Below are 22,506 nucleotides of genomic sequence, written 5' to 3' on the forward strand. Positions count from 1 at the left end.
CGCCATCGAACCCTCGCTCCGCTCGGGGCGTTTCGACAGGCCCGTGCTGAGCCTGTCGAAGTGCTCAACGATCCGGTTGTCGAAGGGCACCTCGGCCCTTCGCTACGCTCAGGGCGTTTCGACAGGCTCAACGACCCGGTTCCCTGAGCTTGGTCGTTGGGCCGCACCCGGTTCCCTGAGCTTGGTCGAAGGGCCTTGAGCGAAGCGAAAGGACACACGTGACCCACGACCGCGCCGCCGTCCGGCACGAGCTGGCCGCCTGGTTCGCCGCCGTGCACCGGCCGCTGCCGTGGCGGGGCGCCGACGTCACGCCGTGGGGCGTGCTCGTGAGCGAGATCATGCTGCAGCAGACCCCCGCGTCGAGGGTCGAGCCGCGATGGCGCGACTGGCTGACCCGCTGGCCGACGCCCGCAGCCCTGGCAGCCGCCCCCGTCGACGAGGTGCTGCGCGCCTGGGACCGGCTCGGCTACCCGCGCCGGGCGCTCAGGCTGCGCGATGCGGCGACGGCGATCGTCGACCGCCACGACGGCAAGGTGCCCGACGACGAGGCCGAACTGCTCGCGCTGCCGGGCATCGGCCGCTACACCGCGGCCGCGGTGCGCGCGTTCGCGTTCGGCCGCCGGTCCCTGGTTCTGGACGTCAACGTCCGACGGGTCCTCGCCCGCTTGGCGACAGGCGTCGAGCATCCGGCGGCGCACGAGACGGCCGCGGAGCGGGCCGCGGCCTGGGAGTGGGTGCCCGACGACGACGCGGAGGCCGCGCTGTGGTCAGCCTCCGCGATGGAGTTGGGCGCCGTGGTCTGCACCGCACGGGCGCCCCGCTGCGAGGCCTGCCCCGTCGCCCGGCACTGCGCCTGGCTCGCGGCCGGCCGCCCGGAGTGGGACGGCGCACCGCGCGTGGCGCAGGCCTGGGAGGGCACCGACCGTCAGTGCCGCGGCCGGATCATGGCCGCGCTACGTGCCGCCCACGGTCCGGTGCCGCTGGCCGACGTCGCCTGGCCCGACCCTGACCAGCTGGTCCGCTGCGCTGATTCGCTGGTCGCCGACCGGCTTGCTGCCCGGGCGACCGCGGGGCTCACCCTCCCCTGACCGCCGCCCCGATCACGTCAGCCAGGTACGACGGCCGACGACGCCCTCCGGGCGGCCGGCGTCACGACGCCCGCGGGGCGTACATGATGATGCCGACGCCGACGAGGCAGATCAACGCCCCGACCACGTCCCAGCGGTCGGGGCGGAACCCGTCGAGCGCCATGCCCCAGGCGAGCGAACCGACGATGAACACGCCCCCGTATGCGGCGAGGATCCGGCCGAAGTTGGCATCGGGCTGCAGCGTCGCGACGGCGCCGTAGAGGCCGAGCGCGACCACGCCGGCCCCGATCCACAGCCAGCCCCGGTGCTCGCGGATGCCCTGCCAGACCAGCCAGGCGCCGCCGATCTCGCACACGGCGGCGGCGATGAACAGCGCGATGGACCTCAGCGAGAGCATGACCCCGAACCTAGGCCATGTCGGAGCCCGCAACTAGGCTCGACCCATGATCCAGGCTGTCGTGTTCGACCTCGGCGAGGTGCTGGCCTCGCCGCCCGACCTGCTACCGATGATCGCCGAGCATCTCGTCGTACCCGTCGACGACCTGGCGCCGCTGTACTGGGTCGGGCGCGACGCATACGACACCGGGGCCGACGACGCGGCCTACTGGGCCCCGCTGCTCGAGGCCCTCGACCGGCCGACCGACGCCGAGTTCATGGATGAGATCGCGCTGCTCGACGCCGGCATCTGGACCGGGCTGCGGCCGGACGCCAGGCAGCTGCTGCGCGACTGCCGCCGGGCCGGCCGCCAGGTCGCCGTGCTCAGCAACTCTCCCCACGCGATGCAGGTCATGGCCGACCGCGCGCCCTGGCGCGAGGACCTCGACCGGCTCTTCATCTCGGCCAGCTACGGCGTCGTCAAGCCCGACCCCGAGATCTACCGCCTCGTCACCGCCGACCTCAGGCTCCCGGCCGAACGCATCGCGTTCGTCGACGACCGGATCGCGAACGTCGAGGCAGCCGCGGCCGAGGGTTGGCAGGCGCACCTGTTCGTCAGCGACGACGACACGCGCGCCTGGCTGGAGGGGCTCGGGGTCCTGCAACGCGCCGAGCCGCAACCGTAGGGTGGCGGCATGAACACGCGAGCGGAAGGGGCGCTGATCGGGCTCGCGCTCGGCGACGCGCTCGGCATGCCGACGCAGCTGCTCACCAGGTCGCGGATCCGCGACCTGTTCGGGGAGCTAGACACCTTCCATGCCGGTCCGGCAGAGAACCCCATCTCGCCGGGCCAGCTGGCCGGGACCGTCACCGATGACACGCATCAGGCGATGATCCTCGCCCGGCTGCTGATCGAGGGCGACGGCGCCGTCGATCTCGACTCCTTCGCGGTGGAGCTCATCGCCTGGCACGAGCGGATGGAGGCCGCGGGCTCGCTGGACCTGCTCGGCCCCTCCACGCTGCGCGCCATCACCGCCTTCCGGGCCGGGACGCCGGCGACGGAGACCGGCCGCTGGGGCGACACCAACGGCGCCGCCATGCGCGTCGCGCCGTTCGGGATCGCGCACCGCGCGCTGCCGTTGGAGCCGTTCGTCGCCCGCCTCGCCGAGGTCAACGTCCTGACGCACAACACCACGCTCGGCAACGCCGGCGCGGCCGCCATCGGCGCGGCAGTGTCGGCCGGGATCGACGGCGCGACGGTCGCTGACCAGCTCGGCACCGCAGTCGAGGCGGCCCAGCTCGGCGCGCTGCGCGGGCATGACACGGCCGGCCCGTCGGTGGCGATGCGCATCATGTGGGCGATCTCGCTGGCCGCGGCCGCCGACGACCCGTGCGAGGCGATCGCCACGCTGGTCGGCACCTCGGTCGCGACGCAGGAATCGGTGCCCGCAGCGCTGGCGATCGTCGCCGCCTTCCCCGACGATCCCTGGCGCGGCGTCTGCGCCGCGGCCTCGCTCGGCGGCGACTCCGACACCGTCGCGGCGATGGCCGGCGCGGTCTTGGGCGCGCGGCATGGCGTCGAGGGCTTCCCGCCCGACGCGGTGGCGTTCCTGGAGGCCGCGAACCCCGGATTCGACCTGCGCCGCGTGGCCTCCGAGCTGATGGCGGTGCGTGGATGATCGCCCGGCTCGTGATCCTCGGATCCGTCATCGTCGACCAGATGATGACGGTCCCGCGGCTGCCGGAGCGCGGCGGCGACGTCATGGGCGGTCCAGTGGTCGCGCAGGCTGGCGGGCTGTTCAACGTCATCGCGGCGGCGTCGCGGCTCGGCATGCCCACGGCGCTGGCCGGACGGGTCGGCAGCGGGCTGATCGGCGACCTGATCTGGCGCGAACTCGCCGCGACAGGCACCGACGTGCTGCTCCCCCGCGCCCTCGACGGCGACTCCGGCTGCTGCATCGGCTTCATCGAGCCCGACGGCGAGCGCACGTTCGTCACCAGCCCCGGCGTCGAGCAGACGCTGACGGACGAGGACCTCGACGCCGTCGCGTGGCGGGCGGACGACGCGCTCTACGTCAGCGGGTACGACCTGCTCTACCCGTCGACCGGGCCGGCCGTCGCGCGGCTCCTCGCGCGGCTGCGGCCCGTCGCGGTGCTGCTCGACCCCGGCCCCCTGCTCGGGGAGATCCCCCGCGATGTCCTCGACGCGGTGCTGGCGCACACCACGATCCTCAGCCTGAACGAACGCGAGCTCGGGATCATCGGGGAGCCCGTCGACGCCCCGCTGGGCATCTGGGGTCGGCTGCCCGACGACGCGACGGTGATCGCGCGTGTCGGCCCCGAAGGAGCCTGGGTCCACCGGCGCAGTGAGGCGCCGTTCCGCGTCGCCGCCTTCCCCTCCACCGCCGTCGACACGACGGGCGCGGGCGACGCGCACGCCGGCGCGCTGCTCGCCTCTCTCGCCGACGGGCTGGACCTCCCGGCCGCCGTGAGGCGCGCCAACGCAGCGGCCGCCCTCGCCGTATCACGATTCGGGTCGGCAGCCGGCCCCACCAGCGCGGAGCTGGCCGAGGCCCTAGCCTGACCCCAGGAGGCAGCCGTGCGCATCGGGATTCCACGAGAGATCAAGAACAGCGAGTTCCGGGTGGCGATCACGCCAGCCGGGGTGCACGAGCTGACCGCCCACGGGCACCACGTCACCGTCGAGGCGGGTGCCGGCGGCGGGTCGTCGATCAGCGACGACGAGTACCGCGCCGCGGGCGCCACCATCCTCGACGACGCGGCCGAGGTCTGGGACCTCTCGGATCTCGTGTGCAAGGTGAAGGAGCCCGTCGCCTCCGAGTATCCGCTGCTGCGCGACGACCTCGTCCTGTTCACCTACCTGCACCTGGCCGCCGACCCCGCCCTCACGAGGGCCCTGCTCACGGCCGGCACCACGTCCATCGCGTACGAGACGGTGCAGACGGCCGCCGGCATGCTGCCGCTGCTGTACCCGATGAGCGAGGTCGCGGGCTGCCTGGCGCCGCAGGTCGGGGCGCAGGCGCTGATGCGGGTCGGCGGCGGGCGCGGGATCCTGATGGGCGGCATCGGGGGTGTGCCCGAGGCGAAGGTCGTGGTGCTGGGCGCCGGGGTCGCTGGACAGAACGCCGCTGCGGTCGCCGTCGGCATGGGCGCCGACGTCACGCTGCTGGACACCAACCTGGACAAGCTCCGCGACGCGGGTCGCCGCTGGGGCGGGCGGGTCCACACTGTCGCGTCGTCGGCGCTGGCGGTCCGGGAGCAGGTCACGGCCGCCGACCTCGTCATCGGCACGGTGCTGATCCCCGGCGCGCGGGCTCCGCGGCTTGTCACCGACGAGATGGTCGCGCGGATGCGACCCGGCTCTGTGCTGGTCGACGTGGCGATCGACCAGGGCGGCTGCTTCGAGTCGAGCCGCCCCACGACGCACGAGGAGCCGACGTTCCGGGTACACGAGTCGGTGTTCTACTGCGTTGCCAACATGCCGGGCGCCGTGCCGTGGACCTCGACCAGGGCGCTGACGAACGCGACGCTGCCGTACCTGGTGGAGCTGGCCCAGCTCGGGTGGCATGACGCGATGCGCGTCGATCCGGCACTGGCCCGAGGCCTCGCAACGCACGCGGGCCGCCTGACGTCCCAGCCCGTCGCCGAGGCCCTTGGCCATGAGTGGACGACAGTCGCCGAGGTGCTGGAGCGCTCTTGATCCGGTCCCCTGAGCTCGTCGAAGGGCCCTGAGTCAACCCGGTTCCCTGAGCTCGTCGAAGGGCCCTGAGCGCAGCGAAGGGACTCACCTGCCGAGGGGTCACCCCTCTCGCTCCGCTCGAGGCACCTCGACAAGCTCGGCGACCCGACCCAGTTCCCTGAGCCTGTCAAAGGACCCACCCCGGCTCCCTGAGCCAACCCGGCTCCCTGAGCCTGTCGAAGCGCCCTGAGCGCAGCGAAGGGACCCACCTGCCGAGGAGTCACCCCTCCCGCTCCGCTCGAGGCACTCGACAAGCTCGGCGACCCGACCCAGTTCCCTGAGCTTGCCGAAGGGGCTATCCCGGTTCCCTGAGCTCGTCGAAGGGCCCTGAGCGGCAGCGAAGGGACTCACCTGCCGAGGGGTCACCCCTCCCGCTCCGCTCGAGGCACCTCGACAAGCTCGGCGACCCGACCCAGTTCCCTGAGCCTGTCAAAGGACCCACCCCCGGCTCCCTGAGCTCGTCGAAGGGCCCTGAGCGCAGCGAAGGGACTGGCTTTCCCGGCTCCGTGCCCTCTCCTGGCGGTCGATCAGTGCGTCGCCAGCCCGGAGACCAGGTTGATGGTGCACGCCAGCACGACCGCACCCAGGAAGTAGCTGAGCAACGTGTGCGCGAGCACCGCGCGACGCAGCTGGCCGGTGCGCAACGTCGTGTCGGAGACCTGGTAGGTCATGCCGAGGCAGAACGACAGGTACGCGAAGTCGGAGTAGGTGGGAGCCTCGTCGCCGAAGTCAATGGGCGGGCTGGGCGCGGAGAAGTACAGGTCGGCGTAGCGGACGCCGTAGACGGTGTGTACGAGGACCCAGCTGGCGGCGACGGTGGTCGCGCCGAGTGCCGCGGACGCGTCGTCGGCGGCCTGGCCTGCGAGCAGCACGAAGCCGATGCCCCCGACGCTGGCGAGCGAGGCGAGGACCAGCACGAGGTCGGTGGGTCCGCGCCCGGGGTCCTCCTGGCGTGCGTTGGCGGCGGTCTGCCTCGCGTCGAGGCGCCAGAGCTTGGCCCAGGTCCAGACGCAGTACAAGAGCACTCCGCCCGTCCAGCCGGCCGAGGCAGCCAGGTGCGGGGACGCGAACGCGGCGACCAGCAGCCCGACGGCAACCCCCACCGCGGCGCAGATCACCAGCCGTGTGGTGCGGTGGACGGCGCGGGATGCCTGCATGGCGTCAATCTAGCCACCGCGTCCGGCGCTGCGCATCAGCGCTGACCACCACGCCACCCTTCTTGACCGACGCCACCCTTCTTGACCGACGCCACCCTTACCGACAGACGCCACCCTTACCGACAGACGCTACCTCCAACGACCGATGCCATCGCCATGGCGGTGGCATCGGTGACCGAGGGTGGCGTCTGCGCGCAACGGTGGCGTCTGCCAAGAAGGGTGGCGTCAAGGAGGCGCGGTGATCAGCCCTCGGCGCCGACGCGCCAGTAGCCCATGAACGCGACACGGCGACGGTCCATGCCAGCGTCGCCGACGAGGAACCGGCGCAGCGACCGGATCACGCCCGCCTCGCCCGCGAGCCAGGCGTAGAGTCCGCCGTCGGCGCTGGTGCCCTCGGGCACCTCCCACAGGAGCTCGTCGTCGGGGATCTCGAGGGCTGCGATGTCGCAGGTGTCGCAGCAGCGGGCGGCACAGGTGCGGGCGACCCAGTCGCGCACCTCGGCGGTCAGCCGCTCGCCCCTGGCACCCTCGCGGGCGAGCCACTTCACGGTCATGCCGGCGGGCGCGTCCACGTGCAGGGCGTCCTCCGCGCTGGGCACCTCGATGACGGCCAGCCCACGGGCGTCGGCGCCGAGCGACTCGATGATCGCGCAGATGGCGGGTGCGGCGGTCTCGTCGCCGACCAGCAGGTGGGAGTCGACGAAGCCGGGGCGGTAGTCGATGCCCAGCTCGCGGCCGGGGCTCAGGTCGTCGGGGCCGATGATGACGAGCTCGTCGCCGACGCTCGCGTAGCAGGCGAACGCCGAGCCGGGGCCTGTGTCGCCGTGGCACACGAAGTCGACGTCGACCTCGCGCAGTTCCTGGCGGACGGCGCGGACGGTGTAGGTCCGCACGTCGCATCGGGCGTCCTCGTCTTGGAGCCGCCACTGCGAGTACCAGTCCTGCGTGCGCGGGAACGTCTCCATGCCGGTGACGGGATGAGGGAGGATCAGCTTGATGCGCTGATCGAGGCCGGCGGTGCCGAACTCGTGGAGGTCGTCGCCGACGAACGTGAGGCGCACGAAATGCGGGCTCAGCTGCGTTCTGGCCGCGACGCGCACCTCGAAGGCGCGGTAGGCGGGGCGTTCGGTTGCTTCGACGACGGTGGCTGTCACCCGGCCAGTATTACATGAGGGGAGCCTTACCTAAACGCCCGGGTCTCAAAGCCAGCTTCCCTCTGGGGCTCCCCGATCGCACCTGGCGGCCCAGAGCCCCGTCACCTTCGAGGCACTACCTGGCGAATGGGCCGGATCCCAGGCAGTCATCCCGCCTGCGTCGGGCTGAACCCGGGATTCCGTCGGAGGAGCCCTAGGTTCAGAATGGACACATCGGCGGTTAGCGGACAGGTACCCGATGAACGCACCCCGATGAAAGGCCTGATGATGGACCTGGACGAACGGCTCATGACGGCAACTCCGCCACTTCTTCAGCGTGGCGACGAGCTACACGACCAGCTCGCAGCTCTCGTCGCCACGACGGAGGCGAAGGCCCGCCCACGAAGGTCACCTCGCATCGTTGGCGTGATCGCCACCACCACGGCTCTACTGTTCAGCGGTGGACTCGCGGTTGCCGTGGCCCAGAAACTGATGTCGCCCGAGATCCCGGTCGTGTGCCCCGACGGACAGACCACACACTTCGATGTCGAGTTCTACACCCACGACGAAATGGGCGGCGAGCCCATGACCCAGGACTGGCCGCATGACATCCAGGTCAAGACCCGCGACGCGGCAAACGGCTTCGCCGCCAGCTATGACTGGGCGTCCATCGACCGCAACGAGGCACGCAGTGACTTCCGCGAGAGCGAGAAGGAGCTGTTGACTCAGCCAGAGGCCGCCCCTCGCGTGTCAGACTGGGAAGCGGAGATGAGCGGCACGCTGCGCGTCTTCTACGACGACCTCGAGGTCTATCTCGCGTCCAGGGGCCTCCCGATGGAAACGATCAGCTCAGTCTCCGGGTACCTCGAGTGCGGCGAGAAGTGAGCGCCGAGCTGCGCGCTGCCCTGCGCCTCAACGCCGACGACCTACTCGCCTACTTCGAGCGGCGTGTGGACCCGCGCGACGACGCTGCGGACCTCCTTGCCGAGACCATGCTCCAGGCTTGGCGCCGCCTCGCTGACGCCCCTGCGGAGGCAACACCGCTGAGGATGTGGCTGTTTGGCATCGCGCGAAACGTGCTCGCAAACCAACGGCGCGGTCGGCGTCGACGTCTGGCGCTGGCCGCCAAGCTTCGGTCCCAGTTCACGGTTCCGATTACAGCGTCACCTGAGGACGCTGTCACGGTCAGGGCGGCGATTGACAACCTGGGCCCCGACCAGCGCGACCTGGTCACCCTCGTCCACTGGGACGGGTTCACGGTCGCGGAAGCCGCCGAAGTGCTCGGGGTCAACCCGTCGACGGCCCGCAGCCGCTACGCCGCGGCAAAGCAGCAGCTCCGCGAGGCCCTGCAGCCTGCGGAATCGCTCTGCGGCTGACGACCCGCCGATTCGACGCCCTCCGCCTTACTCCTGAGCCAGGACGAACGGCAGCACGACCGACGCGCCGGCCTGGCGCAGCAGCCGGGCGGCGAAGGTGAGCGTCCAGCCGGAGTCGGTGCGGTCGTCGACCAGCAGGATCCGACGACCGGGCAGACCGGCGCGCGCCTGGTCGGACAGCGCCAGCTCCAGCCTGCCGGCGATGCCGGCCAGCCGCAGCGCCGAGCCGACGTCGTGCCGGCCCGGTTCGGAGCCATCCTTGGGCCGGATCTCGCCGACGATCGGCCGGTCGAGGATCCTTCCCAACCCCTGGGCCAGATGCTCGACGAGCCGGGGCCGGGTGGCGGAGGCGAGGTAGACGATCCCGTCGATCTCGGACGCCTCCGGCCACGCCTCCAGGACGCGGGCCAGTGCGTGCCTGAGCGGCACGGGCACCTCGGAGTCGGGGGCGTCGGGCGCGAAGAGGTCGCGCAGCGGCGCGGACCAGCCGAGGCCGTCGAGCCGGGCGACGGCGCGGCCGGCCTCGGCCTGCTCGTCGACGGGGATGCGGCCGGAGAGGCTCACGCCGAGCGCGCTCATGCCCGAGGGCCACTGCCGACGCGCCGTGATCTCGATGCCTGGGCGGTCCATCGCGGCGCGGGCGGCGTCGATGGCCGCGCGGTCGGGCAACGGCGGGAGGTGCAGGTCGGAGCAGCGGTCGCAGCGACCGCAGCGCCAGCCGTCGACCAGCTCGGGGTCGTCGAGCTGGGCGCGCAGGAACGCCATGCGGCACCCGGCGGTGGCCTCGTAGTCCTTCATGGCCTGCTGCTCGTGGAGCCGGGACTGCTCGACGCGCTCGTATCGCTCGGCGTCATAGGTCCACGACTGCCCCGTGGCCGTCCAGCCGCCCTTGACGCGGCGGACGGCGCCGTCGACGTCCAGCACCTTCAGCATCTGCTCCAGGCGGCTGCGCTTGAGATCGACGTAGGTCTCGAGCTTCGGCAGCGACATCGTGCCGTGTTCCCCCAGCACCGACAGCGCCTCGCGAACCTGGCGCTCGGCGGGAAACGCCAGCGACCCGAAGTAGCTCCAGATCGCGCCGTCCTCCTCGCCGGGAACGAGCACGACGGTGGCGTCGGCAACGCCGCGACCCGCACGTCCGACCTGCTGGTAGTACGCGATGGGCGAGCTCGGCGCGCCGAGGTGGATCACGAAGCCGAGGTCCGGCTTGTCGAAGCCCATGCCGAGTGCGCTTGTCGCGATGAGCGCCTTGACTCGGTTGGCCAGCAGGTCGGCCTCGAGTTGCTCGCGCTCGGCGTTGTCGGTCTGTCCGGTGTACGCCCGGGCGTCGATTCCCCGCTCGCGGAGCTGCTCCGCGACCTGGTTCGCGGCCGCGACCGTGAGCGTGTACACGATGCCGGACCCCTGGAAGCTCTGCAGCGCCTCCACGAGCCACGCGACCCTGGTCGGCTGGTCCGTCACCGGCAGCACGGCCAGGTGCAGCGACTCGCGGTCCAGCGAGCCACGCAGGACCAGCACGTCCTCGGCCCTGCCGTCGGCATGCACGGCCAGCTGCTCGGCGACGTCGCGCGTGACGCGCTCGTTGGCGGTCGCCGTGGTCGCCAGCACCGGGATGTTGACCGGCAGGTTGGCGATCAGGTCCCTGATGCGCCGGTAGTCGGGCCGGAAGTCGTGGCCCCAGTCGGAGACGCAGTGCGCCTCGTCGACCACGATGAGCCCGGCGTCGGCGGACAGGCGCGGCAGCACGGTGTCGCGGAAGTCCGGGTTGTTGAGGCGCTCGGGCGAGCAGAGGAGCACGTCGATGTCGCCTGAGGAGATGCGTTCGCGCACCTCGTCCCACTCGGTCACGTTGGCCGAGTTCATCGTCACGGCCCGGATGCCGGCCCGCTCGGCCGCGGCGATCTGGTCGCGCATCAGCGCGAGCAGCGGCGAGATGATGACTGTGGGCCCGGCGTCGCGGGCGCGCAGCAGCGCCGTCGCGACGAAGTAGACGGCCGACTTGCCCCAGCCGGTGCGCTGCACGACCAGCACGCGGCGGCGGTCGTTGACCAGCGCCTCGATCGCCGACCACTGGTCCTCGCGCAGCGCCACGTCGTCGCGGCCGACGAGGCGACGGAGCACGGTCTCGGCCTCGTCGCGTGGCGCGGGAGGCCACTCGGCGACGGTGGTGCGCTCCAGCGGCCCCGCCGACTGACGGGGTTCCGGCTCGATGCCCCGGCGCGGGAGGCCGGCCTCCCAGCCCGCGCCGTGGAGGTCGTCGGGTGGCAGGAAGTCGTCCTCCGGCGGCGGCGCCCAGTCGTCGTCCGGTGGAACGTCGCTCCAGTCATCGCGCATGGGCTCCACCCTAGGCACCCCCACCGACAGTCACCCGCTCGGGTCGTTGAGGTCATCGACGATCCCGGGTCGTTGAGCCTGTCGATGCCGCCGGGTCGATGAGCACTTCGACAAGCTCAGCACAGGCCTGTCGAAGCGCCCTGAGCGAAGCGAAGGGGTCCAACCCGAGACCTCCGCCTCGCTCCGCTCGGCGCCCTTCGACGAGCTCAGGGAACCGAACGGGACACGCTCGGAACCGTGTCGGTCAGCCCTTGTCTCAGCCCAGCCGGGTCGGTGAGCCCTTCAATGCCACCGGGTCGTTGAGCACTTCGACAAGCTCAGCACAGGCCTGTCGAACCGCCCTGAGCGAAGCGAAGGGTCCAACCCGAGACCTCCGCCTCGCTCCGCTCGGCGCCCTTCGACGAGCTCAGGGAACCGAAGACAGGCTCAGGGAACCGAAGACCCGCTCAAGGAACCGATGACAGGCTCATGGAGCCGAAGGAGACACCTTCAGGGAACCGAAGTCAGGCTCAGGGAACCGAAGTGGACGACCTCAGCCGATCAGCAGATCTTCCGGGACGTTGCGGTCGAGCTCGGACAGCCAGGCGGCCGACGACGCGTCGGACGGCATCCGCCAGTCGCCGCGCGGCGACAGCGACCCGCCCGCCAGCACTTTCGGGCCGTTGGGGATTGCCGTGCGCTTGAACTGGTTGCTGAAGAAGCGGCGCAGGAACACGCGCATCCACTTCTTGATGGTGGCGAGGTCGTATGACGTCCTGTCCTCGTCCGGGTAGCCGGCCGGCCAGTCGCCGGCCGCCTCGTCGCGCCAGGCGTGCCAGGCGAGGAACGCCGTCTTGCTGGGCCGGTAGCCGCGCCGCAGCAGGTAGTAGAGCGTGAAGTCGTGCAGCGAGTACGGGCCGATGGAGTCCTGCGTCGACTGCGGCTTGGCACCGTCGGCGACGGGGATCAGCTCGGGCGAGATCTCGGTGTTGAGGATGGAGTCGAGGGTCTCGTTGACCTGCGGCTCGGTGAACTGGCCGGAGCTGATGACCCACCGGATGAGGTGCTGCATCAGCGTCTTGGGGACGCCGGTGTTGACCGCGTAGTGGCTCATCTGGTCGCCGACGCCGTAGGTGCACCAGCCGAGCGCCAGCTCCGACAGGTCGCCGGTGCCGAGCACGAAACCGCCGCGATGGTTGGCGACCCGGAACAGGAAGTCGGTCCGCAGCCCGGCCTGGACGTTCTCATAGGTGACGTCATAGACGGGCTCGCCGTCGCCGGCCGGGTGGCCCAGCGCCTTCAGCAACGACTGCGCCATCGACCGGATCTCCACCTCCTCGAACGTGACGCCCAGCGCCTGCGACAGGATCGTCGCGTTGTTCTTCGTGTGCCCCGACGTCGCGAACCCGGGCAGCGTGTAGGCGAGGATGTGGGTGCGGGGCAGGCCGAGCCGGTCGCAGGCCTTCGCCGCGACGATCAGGGCGTGCGTCGAGTCGAGGCCGCCGGACACGCCGATCACGATCTTCGGCGCCTTCGCCGGGTCGCCGCCGCTCATCGACAGCATGCGCCGCTCCAGCCCGGAGACCTGGATGTTGTAGCCCTCGTAGCAGTCCTGCTCCAGCCGGGCGGCGTCGTCGGGCACGAACGGGAACCGGTCGAGGGGCCGCCGCAGGCCGAGGTCGTACGACGGCGGGTCGAGCGTGAACTCGATCCACCTGAAGTCATCCGGCCCGACCCCCGATGCGACGGCGTTGTCGTGCAGCGAGTTCTGGCGCTGCTTCTCCTGCCGGAGCCGGTCGAGGTCGACGTCGACCACCAGCCGCGACCCCTCGAGTGGGAAGCGCTCGGAGGCGCCGAGCAGGTCGCCGGCCTCGTACGCGATCGTCTGCCCGTCCCAGGACAGGTCTGTGGTGGACTCGCCGAAGCAGGCGGCCGCGTAGACGTACGCGACGGCGCCGCGGGCGCTCTGCGAGCGGACCATCAGCGCGCGGTCCTCCGCGCGGCCGATCGTGATGGGCGACGCCGACAGGTTCAGCACGACGTTCGCCCCTGCCAGTGCAGCGCGGGTCGACGGGGGCAGCGGGACCCACATGTCCTCGCAGATCTCGACGAAGACGCTCAGGTCGGGCAGGTCGCCGGCGCGGAAGATGAGGTCGGTGCCGAACGGGATCTCGCCGTCGCCGTCGGCCCCGGGCCAGCCCGGGCGTCGCAGGGTCGACGGGGCATCGGCGCCCGAGACGAAGTGCCGCTTCTCGTAGAACTCGCGGTAGTTGGGCAGGTAGGTCTTCGGCACGACGCCGCGGATCTGCCCCTCGTGCAGCACGACGGCGCAGTTGTACAGCGACCCGCCGACCTCCAGCGGCGCCCCGACCACGATCAGCGGCGTCAACTCGACGGTGGCCTCCGCCAGCGCGACGATCGCGTCGCCGACGGCGTCGAGCAGGACGTCGGCCAGCAGCAGGTCGTCGAGGGAGTAGCCGGACAGCGACAGCTCGGGGAACAGCGCGACGGCGGCCCCGTCGTTGTGCGCGGCGGTCGCCTGCTCGACGATCCGCGCGACGTTGGCGGCCGGGTCGGCCAGCGCGACGTGGAACGTGCATGCGGCAACGCGCGCAAAACCGTGGCTGTACAGCGAGGCGAACTCCATGCCGACAGTCTTCCACGCGCCGGTGACAACCCATGACGGTCTGCGGGACACTGGGTCATGCGCGCCTCATCTTGGATCCTGTCGCTCCTGCTGGCGGTGCTGGGCATCGGGTTCCTGCACACCGTCAACGCCGCCCCCGCCGCCGCCTGTTCCTGCGCCGCGCCCGACGACGCGGACCTCGTGAAGAACGTCGACGTCATCGCATCGGTCACGCTGGGGCCGCCCGTCGCGTCGGCCGGGGAACTCACCTACTCCGCGACGGTCACGCGCGTCTGGAAGGGAGACCCTGCGGCGACGGTGACCGTCACCACCAGCGCGGACGAGGCATCCTGCGGAGTCAGCGGGCTGCCGGTGGGCACCGAGATGGTGTTGTGGGGGTTCGGCTCCTCCGACACGTACTCGACCAACCTCTGCAGCCAGCCCGCGGATGAGGCCACCGCCCTGCAGTTGGCGGCCGAGGCGTTCGGCGGGCCGTGGGAGGCATCACGCGCGCCGGCCGTCGATCCGTCCGCCGAGGCGGGCGGCTGGTCGCCGTGGCTGATCGGAGCGGTCGTCGTCGTGGCCGTCGCAGCGGTGGGCGGGCTGGTGGCGGCGGGGCTTCGGCGTCGTCGCTGATTGCCCCTGAAAACACCGGGACCCGGGTCGAAGCCCGGGTCCAGAGCCCCCATGCGGAATCGAACCGCAGACCTTCTCCTTACCATGGAGACGCTCTGCCTACTGAGCTATAGGGGCAACGAGCGATCACCCTACACGATCCGCGTCAGGTACACACTCCCGGGCGCGGCGAGGGCCCAGCCCCTTGTCAGAGGGTGATCTGCGGGAGGGATTCAGCGCCGACAGTCCCGTCGACCGCCTGGTGGTGAGGCTCTGGCCGCAGGATGGCGGGGTGCAGGCGGCTGGCACCACCGCGGAGGAACAGGGGCGCGGGGCGTCCCCGGCCGTGGACGACCTCCCCCGTCGGCTCGACGAACCCCCCGGCGTGCAGCACCTTGCGCTGGAAGTTGCGCGGGTCGATCGTCGCGCCCCAGACGGCCTCGTAGACCCGACGCAGCTCGGGCAGCGTGAACGGCTCGGTGCAGAAGGCAGTGGCGAGCGTCGTCGATTCGAGGCGCTCGCGGGCCCACTCGACGCCGTCGCGGACGATCGCCTCGTGTCCGAACGCCAGATTCCACTCAGCGATCTCGTCCACGGGAACCCATTTCGCGCGCTCGGCGAAGAACTCGTCCGGGTCGGGCAGATCGGCACCGAGCGCGACCCATGCGACGGAGACGACGTGCTCTGCCCGGGTCTCATCGGGGAGCTGGCCGTAGGCGCGGAGCTGCTCGAGGCGAACGTCCTCGGGGGCGACGTGTGCCTCCTCACGGAGCTCACGGTACGCGGCCTCCTCCAGGCTCTCCTCCGGCTGCACGAAGCCGCCGGGCAGCGAGAACCGGCCGGTGAAGCCCGGGAGGGTCACCCTGGTCAGCAGCACGTGCAGGCGGTGGTCATGCAGCGTCAGGACGACGACCTCCGCGGCCACCGCGAACCGGGTCTCAGAGCTGTTGGTCACCGCGGCAGTGTACATGTGGCGCTGACACAGCTGCGTCGAATCCGGCGGATGGACGCAACCTACCTGCGAGGCGGTCACCCGTCGGCATGACTGAGCGTCAGCCGGCCACGCAACCACAGCAGCCCACGGCGGATGCGCGACATCAACGTCCAGGCGAGCCACAGGAGCAGGGCAAGCAGGATCGCCGCGACGATCGCGGCGGGCACCGGGTAGAGCACGGCCAGCGTCGTGACGCTCAGCATGGACACGTCCCCGGCGAGGGACGCGCCGAGGTTGGAGACAGGCTCGGGCGAGGAGTTCACCGCCAGCCGCACCCCCGCCCGGCTGACATGGGTCAGCAGCGCCGTCACACCCCCGACGGCTGCCAGGGCTATGGTCAGCAGATCGCCCTGCGCCCCGGCGATCAGCGCGCCGATCAACGCCCCGGCCACCGGGCGGATCACCGTCGACGGGAGGTCCCACACGGAGTCGACGACCGGCACCTTGTCGGCCACGAACTCCACCAGCGCCAGCACACCCATCAGGATCAGGACGTCGGTCCGCTCGAACCCGGCCGGCACTGACCCGGTGCCGAGGACCCGGCCGAGCAGGCCGAGCACGAACACCGTCGCATAGGCGTTGAGGCCGGAGGCGAAGCCCGCGGCGAACGTCATCGGCAGCAGTTCCATGCAGCCAGTATTGGTCGGGCCGCCGGGCGTCACCAGGGTCGGGAGACAGGTTCAGGGGCGGCTCAGGGACCGACCCGACCCTTCCGCTGCTCGCCGTCACCCGCCGCCATCCGGTTCCCTGAGCCCTTCGAAGGGCGCTGGCCCATCCGGTTCCCTGAGCCCGTCGAAGGGCGCCGAGCGCAGCGAGGCGAAGTCCCCGGCCAGGTCCGACCCGTCGCAAGCAGACGACGCCTGGTCGGGTTGGACCCTTCGCAGACGACCCTGGGTCGGGTTGGACCCTTCGCTGCACTCAGGGCGTTTCGACAAGCTCAACGACCCCCACCCCCACTTCCCGTGCACAAGAGTGGCCAGAGCCGAAGCAAGCGGATATACGACGCGTGCTGCGGACCAAGCCACAGTTGTGCACGGGAGAGGCCCACCCGGATCCCTGAGCCCGTGGAAGGGCGCTGGCCCATCCGGTTCCCTGAGCCCGTGGGAGGGCGCTGGCCCATCCGGTTCCCTGAGCCCGTGGGAGGGCGCTGGCCCATCCGGTTCCCTGAGCCCGTCGAAGGGCGCCGAGCGCAGCGAGGCGAAATCCACGGCCCAGTCCGACCCGTCGCGAGCCGACGACACCAGGCGGGCCTGCCTCTCCGCCGAAGACTCCAAGGGTTGGACCCTTCGCTGCGCTCAGGGCGTTTCAACAAGCTCAACGACCCCCACCCCGACTTCCCGTGCAAAAAAGTGGCCAGAGCCGAAGCAAGCGGATATACGACGCGTGCTGGGGACCAGGCCACAGTTGTGCGCAAGATTGGCCCCAAGGACAGACTCAGCGCGGTCGCCAGGAACCGACGCGACTGGGCTCAGGGCCGGACCTTGACGACCAGCGACCCCGGGGCGACGGCGAAGTGCGCAGCGGTCACCTGGCCGAAGTGGTCGCCGTCGAGTTCGATCTGCTCCGGTTCGTCGAACTCGAGCGTCAGCTGTGTGGCCTGGATGTAGCTCGTGAACCGGTCCTCCCGACGCCCCGCCTTGCGTCGCAGCCGGCGGACGAGCGCGTAGTCGACGAAGACCCGCCAGCCGACGACCAGCCAGCCGACGAGCGACGCGGGCTTGGCCATCATCAGGTCGAGGCGCCCGTCATCGAGCGAGGCGTCGGGCATCAGGAACACGTTGTAGCCGATGGATCCGCAGTTCCCGACGAGCACCATCTGCGCCCTGGTGCGGCGCTGGCGCCCGCCCTCGATCCGGTACCCGACCTGCATCCGACGGTTCCGACCCACCTCGACCGCACCGGTCTGGACGTAGGCCAGCATTCCGACCCTCGCCTTGAGCTGCTCATCGGTGTTGCTCATGATCTGCGCGTCGAGCCCGACCCCGGCCATCACGGTGTAGGTCCGGAAGTCGCGGGTGCCGTCGATGCGCCGCAGCGCGACGACCGCGAGGTCGATGGGCCGGTCGACCCCGCCGAAAGCGAGTTCGACGGCGCCGACGACGTCGTCCAGTGGTAGCCCGAGGTTGCGGGCCAGCAGGTTGCCGGTGCCCTGCGGGCAGATCGCCAGCGGCACGCCCGAGTCCTTCATCCCCTCCGCGACGGCGCGCACGGTCCCGTCACCGCCGACGGCCAGCACGACGTCGGCGCCGTCCTCGACGGCCGCCCTGGCCATCCCGACGCCGGGGTCCTCGACCGTCGTCTCGTACCAGAGGCTCTGCTCCCAGCCGTGCGCCGACTCGGCGGCGGCGACGGCGGCGCGGACGGTGTCCGCGACGGGCTTGGTGGGGTTGAGCACCACCGCGAGCCTCGGCATGTCAGTCCTGCCAGACCGGGACCGGGCGCGACCCGTCGGGCCGCTCGAGCTGGTGCCACACGACGATCGACCAGGGCTGCACCGTCGCCACGTCACGCACGATCATGCCGTCGCCCTCGGGCCAGTGGTTGCTGGCCGGCTCAGCCCAGCTGGCGGTGTCGATGAGCCGACGCCACACGTTGCCCTCCTCGGCGGCCTGCACGCGGAAGTCGATGGCCTCCGATGTCATGTTGACCATCATCCAGAAGTCATCGCCCGGCGAGTTGATGTGCACCGCGACCGCCCGCTCCCCCTCCTGGGGGTAACCGTCCCCCGACGGGGTGTGGAACAGATAGCTGACATCCTCGTTGTCCGGGATCAGGTCGCCGTAGTGCTTCTGCTGGAGCGATTCGTGGCGCTGGCGCAGGTTCGCCATGAACGTCGCGAACCGGAACAGGCCGTTGACGTGGGGCTCCGTGTCGAACGTCCCCAGGTTGTCGTGGTAGATGGCGTCCTCGACGCCCGCGTCCACGTCGACCGCCTGCGGCTGATTGGTCGCGACGGCCGCGTAGTTGTTGCACATTGCGAGAGAATGCAGCGCCCACGGATTGTTGTTGCCGTTCTGCGTGCGGCCGAACTCATCACCCGCGACGACCATCGGCACGCCCCGCGACATGAACAGGATGGTCCACAGGTTCCGCAGCCGCTGCCGGCGCAGCGCCTGGTCGCCGCCCGAGTCCCACGACAGGTTGTTGTCGCTGCCGCCGTCGGAAGGGCCGAACGGGAACGGCTGGTCGTTGACCTTGTTCTGGTAGCTGACGAGGTCCGCGAGGTTGAACCCGTCGTGCGCGTCGATGAAGTTGATGGTCTTCTGCGCGCCCCCGGAGTCGTGGAAGTGGTGGTAGTCGCCGTTGACCATGTCCAGGAAGTCGGTCATGTTGCCGTCCCCCTTGGAGAACCGGCGCACGGCGTCGCGGTAGCGACCGTTCCACTCGCCCCAGCCGCGCGGGAAGTTCCCGACCTCGTAGCCCCACAGGTCCCAGGCCTCCGCGATGACCTCGATGCGACGGCGGCGCGCCATGTGCGCGATCGCCAGCAGCAGCGGGTGGTCGGTGAAGAAGCGCTTCTGGGCGGTCCAGTCGTCCGCGTCCGCGGCTGCTGGCTTGCGGCCGAGCACGGTGGCGAGGTCGAAGCGGAAACCGTCGACCCCCATGTCGACGGTCCAGTACATCAGCGAGTCCAGGACGAGGTCGACGGCGGCAGGAGACGAGTAGTTCATCTGGTTGCCGGTGCCTGTCGCACCGTCGACCAGCGTCTTCGTCGAGGTCATCTGGTAGTACTCGGCCGTCGCGAATCCACCGAGGTTCGTGAACCCCGTCACGGAGGCGTCGCCGTTCCAGTTCCCGCCCTCCGCTGTGTGGTTGTAGACGACGTCGAGGTACACCTCGAGGCCGTGGTCATGGAACGAGGAGACCATGTCCTTGAACTCGCGCGTCGGGCCGCCGAGGCTCTGGTCGAACGCGTAGCTGCGGTTGGGCGCGAAGAAGTCCAGCGTCATGTAGCCCCAGGCGTTGCTCTTGTCCGTCTCGCGGCCGGACTCCGACGCGTTGGTCTCGTGGATGGGCAGCAGCTCGATGGTCGTGAAGCCCAGCGCCTTGAGGTACGGGGCCATCATGCCCGCGCCCTTGTACGTGCCGAGGAACTGCTCGGGGATGTCGACGACGTCCCCGAACGCGGGCTCCCTCGCCAGGAGCTCCCCGAGCCTGGCGGCGGACGGGTGGGCGGTGAGCTGCTCGACGGACGTCTCGTAGATGGCCGCCCGCTCGCCCGGGATGTGAGGCCGCGGCGACACGGTGGCCGTCCCGGCGATGACGACGCCCTTCGGCACGTACGGGCCGGTGTCGATCAGGCGGCGTGGCACGCCGTCGACGTCGTCGTCACCGGTGCCGAACACGCCGTCGTCGACGCCGAGGTCCAGCAGCGCGTCGCTGTAGACGTTGTGGGTGACCTCGCGCGCGTAGGGGTCGAAAAGCGCCTTGTTCGGGTTGAAGCGGTTGCCCGCCTCGTCGAAGTCGGCCTCGAAGCCGAGGTCGGAGCCGGGCTCCCATCCGTCGACGTAGGGCCAGTTCGGCCCCCACACCCGGTAGGCGTAGAGGGCGTTGAGCTGGAGGCCCTGGACCTTGCCTCGCCAGATACCGTCGTCGCCCTTGGCCAGCAGGAACGTGTTGGACGCGCCGGCACCCATCGCCTCGGGGTAGATCTCCAGCTGGACGCGGGTCGCTGCGGGAGCGTAGACCGCGAAGGTGATCCCCTCGGCGGACGGGTGCGCGCCGAGGGGCCACTCGGCCCTCGGCCAGGACTTCTCGTCGAGCGCGATGACATAGCTCATGCCTCGGATTCTGTCATGGCGCGACAAGCGGGGCCCGCATCGTGGCCGGTCGGCATCCCGGGCGGCGCGGCGACGGGACCGCGCGCTCCCCTGTCTGGGAGAATCCACCGCAGACCACCTAGTAGGAGCACACAGTGACCACCGAATCGCCCGCCGGACTGCCCGGCAACGCCGCCGGCGCGCCACTCATCGAGCTGGCCGGCATCGAGATCATCCCCGAGTCTGAGCGGCACGCGAAGCCGCGCGACCTGTTCTGGCCCTGGTTCGCAGCCAACGTGAGCGTGTTCGGCATGAGCTACGGCGCCTGGATCCTGGGCTTCGGCATCTCGTTCTGGCAGGCCGCCGTGGTCTCCGTGATCGGCATCGTCATCTCATTCTTCCTCTGCGGCGTCATCGCGATCGCGGGCAAGCGCGGCTCGGCGCCGACGATGGTGCTGTCGCGCGCAGCGTTCGGCGTGCGGGGGCAGAAGGTGCCGGGCATCGTCAGCTGGCTGACGTCGATCGGCTGGGAGACCTACCTCGCGATCCTCGCCGTGCTGGCCACCTCCAGCATCATCGCCCGCCTCGGCGGCGACGGCGGGACCGCGGTGAAGCTGGTGGCGACGATCGTCGTCGCGGCGCTGATCGTCGGCGCCTCCGTGCTGGGCTACCACACGATCATGAAGCTGCAGTCGATCCTGACCTGGCTCACGGGCTTCATCACCATCCTCTACGTCGTGCTGACGTTCGGCCACATCGACTGGGCCGCCGTCTCCGCCATCCCCGCCGGCAGCCTCGGCGCCGTCATCGGCGCGCTCGTGATGGTCATGACGGGCTTCGGTCTCGGCTGGATCAACATCGCCGCCGACTGGACCCGCTACCAGAAGCGCACCGCATCCGACGGCTCCATCATCTTCTGGAACACCTTCGGCGCCTCCGTCGCCCCGATCCCGCTCGTCATCGTCGGCCTGCTGCTCGCCGGCTCCGACCCGGCACTGAGCGAGGCCATCAACTCCGACCCGCTGGGCGCGCTGGCCTCCATCCTGCCCATCTGGGTGCTCGTCCCGTTCCTGCTGACAGCCGTCCTCGCCCTCGTGTCCGGCGCGGTGCTCGGCATCTACTCCTCCGGCCTGACGCTGCTGAGCCTCGGCATCAAGGTGCCCCGCCCGGTCGCCGCGGGCATCGACGGCACGATCCTGACGCTGGGCACGATCTACGTCGTCTTCTTCGCCGCGAACTTCATCGACCCGTTCCAGAGCTTCCTCATCACGCTCGGCGTGCCGCTGGCGTCGTGGGCAGGCATCCTCATCGCCGACATCCTGCGTCGCCGCAGGAACTACGACGAGGCCGCGCTGTTCGACCCGAAGGGCATCTACGGCGCATGGGACTGGACCTCCATCGGCACGATGGTCGCCGCGTCGCTGATCGGCTGGGGCTTCGTCGTCAACAACTTCGCAGAGTCCGCGTCGTGGAACAACTGGCAGGGCTACCTGCTGCCGCTGATCGGCGGCAAGGAGGGCGACTGGGCCTACGCCAACCTGGGCGTGTTCTTCGCGCTGGTGCTGAGCTTCGTGGTCACGTACTTCGCCCGCGCGGCGAAGATCCGGGCGCAGGAAGCGGCCTGATCCGGTGCTGAGGCGCGCGGTCGTCTGGGACCTAGGAGGGACGCTCGTCGACACCTACCCGGCCCTCGACCGCGCGTTCGCGGCCGTGGTCGCGGCGCACGCGGAGACGGTCGGCGAGGCGGAGGTCGCGCGGCTGACAAGGCGCTCCACCTCCGAGGCCGTCACGGCGCTGGCCGGTCGGTTCGGGATCCCGGCGGCGGAGTTCGAGGCGGCGAACGCGGCGCTCAAGCATCGCTGGGAGGAGCACCCCGCGCCGGCGATGCCGGGTGCGCGGGAGCTGCTGCGCGACCTGGCCGTCGCCGGCGTGCTGAACCTGGTGGTCACGCACCGCGACCGGACCTCGGCGATGTCGCTGATCGGCGGCCTCGGGCTCGCCGTCGACGACCTGCTCTCCACCTCCGACGGGTTCCCGCGCAAGCCCGACCCGTCGATGCACCTCGCCCTGTTGAAGCGGCACCGGCTGCCGGCCCGCTCGTGTCTGAGCGTCGGCGACCGGCCCATCGACGCCGTGGCGGCCCGCCGGGCGGGCATGGCCTCGGCGACCCTCGAGTCCCCCGACGCCCCTGTCGACGACGAGGCGGACTACAGCGTCGCCTCGCTCGACGAGCTCCGGCCGATCCTCGGGCTCTGATCGCCGCCGGTCAGCCGGCAGCGCCGGCGGCCGCCTTCTGATCGGCGGGGCGG

Annotated in this window: 19 protein-coding genes and 1 tRNA gene; 10 read left to right on the forward strand and 10 right to left on the reverse strand. The window is 70.8% G+C overall.

Annotation, left to right across the window (positions count from 1 at the left end):
• Window positions 1-218 precede the first annotated feature (218 nt).
• The gene (locus tag KDB89_RS12955; RefSeq protein ID WP_255555953.1) at window positions 219-1,088 is read left to right on the forward strand and encodes an iron-sulfur binding domain-containing protein; all 870 of its coding nucleotides are present in this window, start codon (window positions 219-221) and stop codon (window positions 1,086-1,088) included.
• Between the two features lie 61 nt (window positions 1,089-1,149).
• Here KDB89_RS12955 and KDB89_RS12960 read toward each other — a convergent pair whose 3' ends face one another.
• Entirely contained in the window at window positions 1,150-1,485 is a 336-nt protein-coding gene (locus tag KDB89_RS12960) for a YnfA family protein (protein WP_219081699.1), read from the reverse strand.
• A 46-nt stretch (window positions 1,486-1,531) separates the two neighbouring features.
• On the opposite strand from KDB89_RS12960, the gene KDB89_RS12965 reads away from it, so the two are divergent.
• The 4 genes from KDB89_RS12965 to ald are packed head-to-tail and all read left to right on the forward strand — an operon-like array spanning window position 1,532 to window position 5,184.
• Complete coding sequence (locus KDB89_RS12965) at window positions 1,532-2,149, forward strand: HAD family hydrolase (RefSeq protein ID WP_219081701.1); 618 nt, start codon at window positions 1,532-1,534, stop codon at window positions 2,147-2,149.
• Between the two features lie 9 nt (window positions 2,150-2,158).
• On the forward strand, window positions 2,159-3,142 hold the full coding sequence (locus tag KDB89_RS12970; RefSeq protein WP_219081703.1) for an ADP-ribosylglycohydrolase family protein: 984 nt from the start codon (window positions 2,159-2,161) through the stop codon (window positions 3,140-3,142).
• Window positions 3,139-4,047, forward strand: a complete 909-nt coding sequence (locus tag KDB89_RS12975) for a PfkB family carbohydrate kinase (protein WP_219081705.1) — start codon at window positions 3,139-3,141, stop codon at window positions 4,045-4,047. Before KDB89_RS12970 ends, KDB89_RS12975 begins: the two co-directional genes overlap by 4 nt.
• A 15-nt stretch (window positions 4,048-4,062) precedes the next feature.
• The gene (gene ald / locus KDB89_RS12980) at window positions 4,063-5,184 is read left to right on the forward strand and encodes an alanine dehydrogenase (RefSeq protein WP_219081707.1); all 1,122 of its coding nucleotides are present in this window, start codon (window positions 4,063-4,065) and stop codon (window positions 5,182-5,184) included.
• Window positions 5,185-5,750: 566 nt separating this feature from the next.
• Here ald and KDB89_RS12985 read toward each other — a convergent pair.
• Window positions 5,751-6,380 carry a DUF1345 domain-containing protein gene (locus KDB89_RS12985; RefSeq protein WP_219081709.1) on the reverse strand — a complete coding sequence of 210 codons (630 nt, stop codon included), beginning with the start codon at window positions 6,378-6,380 and terminating at the stop codon, window positions 5,751-5,753.
• Between the two features lie 242 nt (window positions 6,381-6,622).
• Window positions 6,623-7,534 (reverse strand): siderophore-interacting protein, encoded by a 912-nt coding sequence (locus KDB89_RS12990; RefSeq protein ID WP_219081711.1) that lies wholly within the window; start codon window positions 7,532-7,534, stop codon window positions 6,623-6,625.
• Window positions 7,535-7,939: 405 nt separating this feature from the next.
• Between KDB89_RS12990 and KDB89_RS12995 the strand changes: the two genes are divergently transcribed.
• Together KDB89_RS12995 and KDB89_RS13000 are read left to right on the forward strand one after the other, a co-directional pair.
• Window positions 7,940-8,398 (forward strand): hypothetical protein, encoded by a 459-nt coding sequence (locus tag KDB89_RS12995; protein ID WP_219081713.1) that lies wholly within the window; start codon window positions 7,940-7,942, stop codon window positions 8,396-8,398.
• The gene (locus tag KDB89_RS13000) at window positions 8,395-8,889 is read left to right on the forward strand and encodes an RNA polymerase sigma factor (RefSeq protein WP_255555955.1); all 495 of its coding nucleotides are present in this window, start codon (window positions 8,395-8,397) and stop codon (window positions 8,887-8,889) included. Before KDB89_RS12995 ends, KDB89_RS13000 begins: the two co-directional genes overlap by 4 nt.
• Before the next feature lie 27 nt (window positions 8,890-8,916).
• On the opposite strand, the gene KDB89_RS13005 is transcribed toward KDB89_RS13000, so the two are convergent.
• Both KDB89_RS13005 and KDB89_RS13010 read right to left on the reverse strand, forming a co-directional pair.
• A complete protein-coding gene (locus KDB89_RS13005; RefSeq protein ID WP_219081717.1) occupies window positions 8,917-11,223 on the reverse strand; it encodes a RecQ family ATP-dependent DNA helicase in 2,307 nt (768 codons plus the stop codon).
• Between the two features lie 532 nt (window positions 11,224-11,755).
• Window positions 11,756-13,849 carry an NAD(+) synthase gene (locus KDB89_RS13010; protein WP_219081719.1) on the reverse strand — a complete coding sequence of 698 codons (2,094 nt, stop codon included), beginning with the start codon at window positions 13,847-13,849 and terminating at the stop codon, window positions 11,756-11,758.
• 57 nt (window positions 13,850-13,906) lie between these two features.
• On the opposite strand from KDB89_RS13010, the gene KDB89_RS13015 reads away from it, so the two are divergent.
• On the forward strand, window positions 13,907-14,464 hold the full coding sequence (locus KDB89_RS13015) for a hypothetical protein (protein WP_219081722.1): 558 nt from the start codon (window positions 13,907-13,909) through the stop codon (window positions 14,462-14,464).
• 44 nt (window positions 14,465-14,508) lie between these two features.
• Here the strand turns inward: KDB89_RS13015 and KDB89_RS13020 are convergent.
• The 5 genes from KDB89_RS13020 to KDB89_RS13040 form a co-directional block, all read right to left on the reverse strand.
• Window positions 14,509-14,581 (reverse strand) — tRNA-Thr (locus KDB89_RS13020).
• A gap of 70 nt (window positions 14,582-14,651) precedes the next feature.
• The gene (locus tag KDB89_RS13025; protein ID WP_255555957.1) at window positions 14,652-15,398 is read right to left on the reverse strand and encodes an NUDIX hydrolase; all 747 of its coding nucleotides are present in this window, start codon (window positions 15,396-15,398) and stop codon (window positions 14,652-14,654) included.
• Window positions 15,399-15,472: 74 nt separating this feature from the next.
• Window positions 15,473-16,066, reverse strand: a complete 594-nt coding sequence (locus KDB89_RS13030; protein WP_219081725.1) for a DUF4126 domain-containing protein — start codon at window positions 16,064-16,066, stop codon at window positions 15,473-15,475.
• An 839-nt stretch (window positions 16,067-16,905) separates the two neighbouring features.
• Window positions 16,906-17,850: a diacylglycerol/lipid kinase family protein gene (locus tag KDB89_RS13035; protein ID WP_219081727.1), complete on the reverse strand. Its 945-nt coding sequence runs from the start codon at window positions 17,848-17,850 to the stop codon at window positions 16,906-16,908.
• Between the two features lies 1 nt (window position 17,851).
• The gene (locus KDB89_RS13040; RefSeq protein ID WP_219081729.1) at window positions 17,852-20,218 is read right to left on the reverse strand and encodes an alpha-amylase family glycosyl hydrolase; all 2,367 of its coding nucleotides are present in this window, start codon (window positions 20,216-20,218) and stop codon (window positions 17,852-17,854) included.
• A gap of 134 nt (window positions 20,219-20,352) precedes the next feature.
• On the opposite strand from KDB89_RS13040, the gene KDB89_RS13045 reads away from it, so the two are divergent.
• Together KDB89_RS13045 and KDB89_RS13050 are read left to right on the forward strand one after the other, a co-directional pair.
• A complete protein-coding gene (locus KDB89_RS13045; RefSeq protein ID WP_439654856.1) occupies window positions 20,353-21,822 on the forward strand; it encodes a purine-cytosine permease family protein in 1,470 nt (489 codons plus the stop codon).
• 4 nt (window positions 21,823-21,826) lie between these two features.
• Window positions 21,827-22,453: an HAD-IA family hydrolase gene (locus tag KDB89_RS13050; protein WP_219081731.1), complete on the forward strand. Its 627-nt coding sequence runs from the start codon at window positions 21,827-21,829 to the stop codon at window positions 22,451-22,453.
• Window positions 22,454-22,506 lie beyond the last annotated feature (53 nt).

It is taken from the genome of Tessaracoccus palaemonis, from assembly GCF_019316905.1.
In the GTDB taxonomy this organism is placed as follows: Bacteria; Actinomycetota; Actinomycetes; order Propionibacteriales; family Propionibacteriaceae; genus Arachnia; species Arachnia palaemonis.

Coding starts and splice junctions, on each gene's coding strand:
- KDB89_RS12960 (WP_219081699.1), bottom strand. CDS start 1,485: ATGCTCTCGCTGAGGTCCATCGCGCTGTTCATCGCCGCCGCCGTGTGC.
- KDB89_RS12965 (WP_219081701.1), top strand. CDS start 1,532: ATGATCCAGGCTGTCGTGTTCGACCTCGGCGAGGTGCTGGCCTCGCCG.
- KDB89_RS12970 (WP_219081703.1), top strand. CDS start 2,159: ATGAACACGCGAGCGGAAGGGGCGCTGATCGGGCTCGCGCTCGGCGAC.
- KDB89_RS12975 (WP_219081705.1), top strand. CDS start 3,139: ATGATCGCCCGGCTCGTGATCCTCGGATCCGTCATCGTCGACCAGATG.
- KDB89_RS12985 (WP_219081709.1), bottom strand. CDS start 6,380: ATGCAGGCATCCCGCGCCGTCCACCGCACCACACGGCTGGTGATCTGC.
- KDB89_RS13005 (WP_219081717.1), bottom strand. CDS start 11,223: ATGCGCGATGACTGGAGCGACGTTCCACCGGACGACGACTGGGCGCCG.
- KDB89_RS13010 (WP_219081719.1), bottom strand. CDS start 13,849: ATGGAGTTCGCCTCGCTGTACAGCCACGGTTTTGCGCGCGTTGCCGCA.
- KDB89_RS13015 (WP_219081722.1), top strand. CDS start 13,907: ATGCGCGCCTCATCTTGGATCCTGTCGCTCCTGCTGGCGGTGCTGGGC.
- KDB89_RS13030 (WP_219081725.1), bottom strand. CDS start 16,066: ATGGAACTGCTGCCGATGACGTTCGCCGCGGGCTTCGCCTCCGGCCTC.
- KDB89_RS13035 (WP_219081727.1), bottom strand. CDS start 17,850: ATGCCGAGGCTCGCGGTGGTGCTCAACCCCACCAAGCCCGTCGCGGAC.
- KDB89_RS13040 (WP_219081729.1), bottom strand. CDS start 20,218: ATGAGCTATGTCATCGCGCTCGACGAGAAGTCCTGGCCGAGGGCCGAG.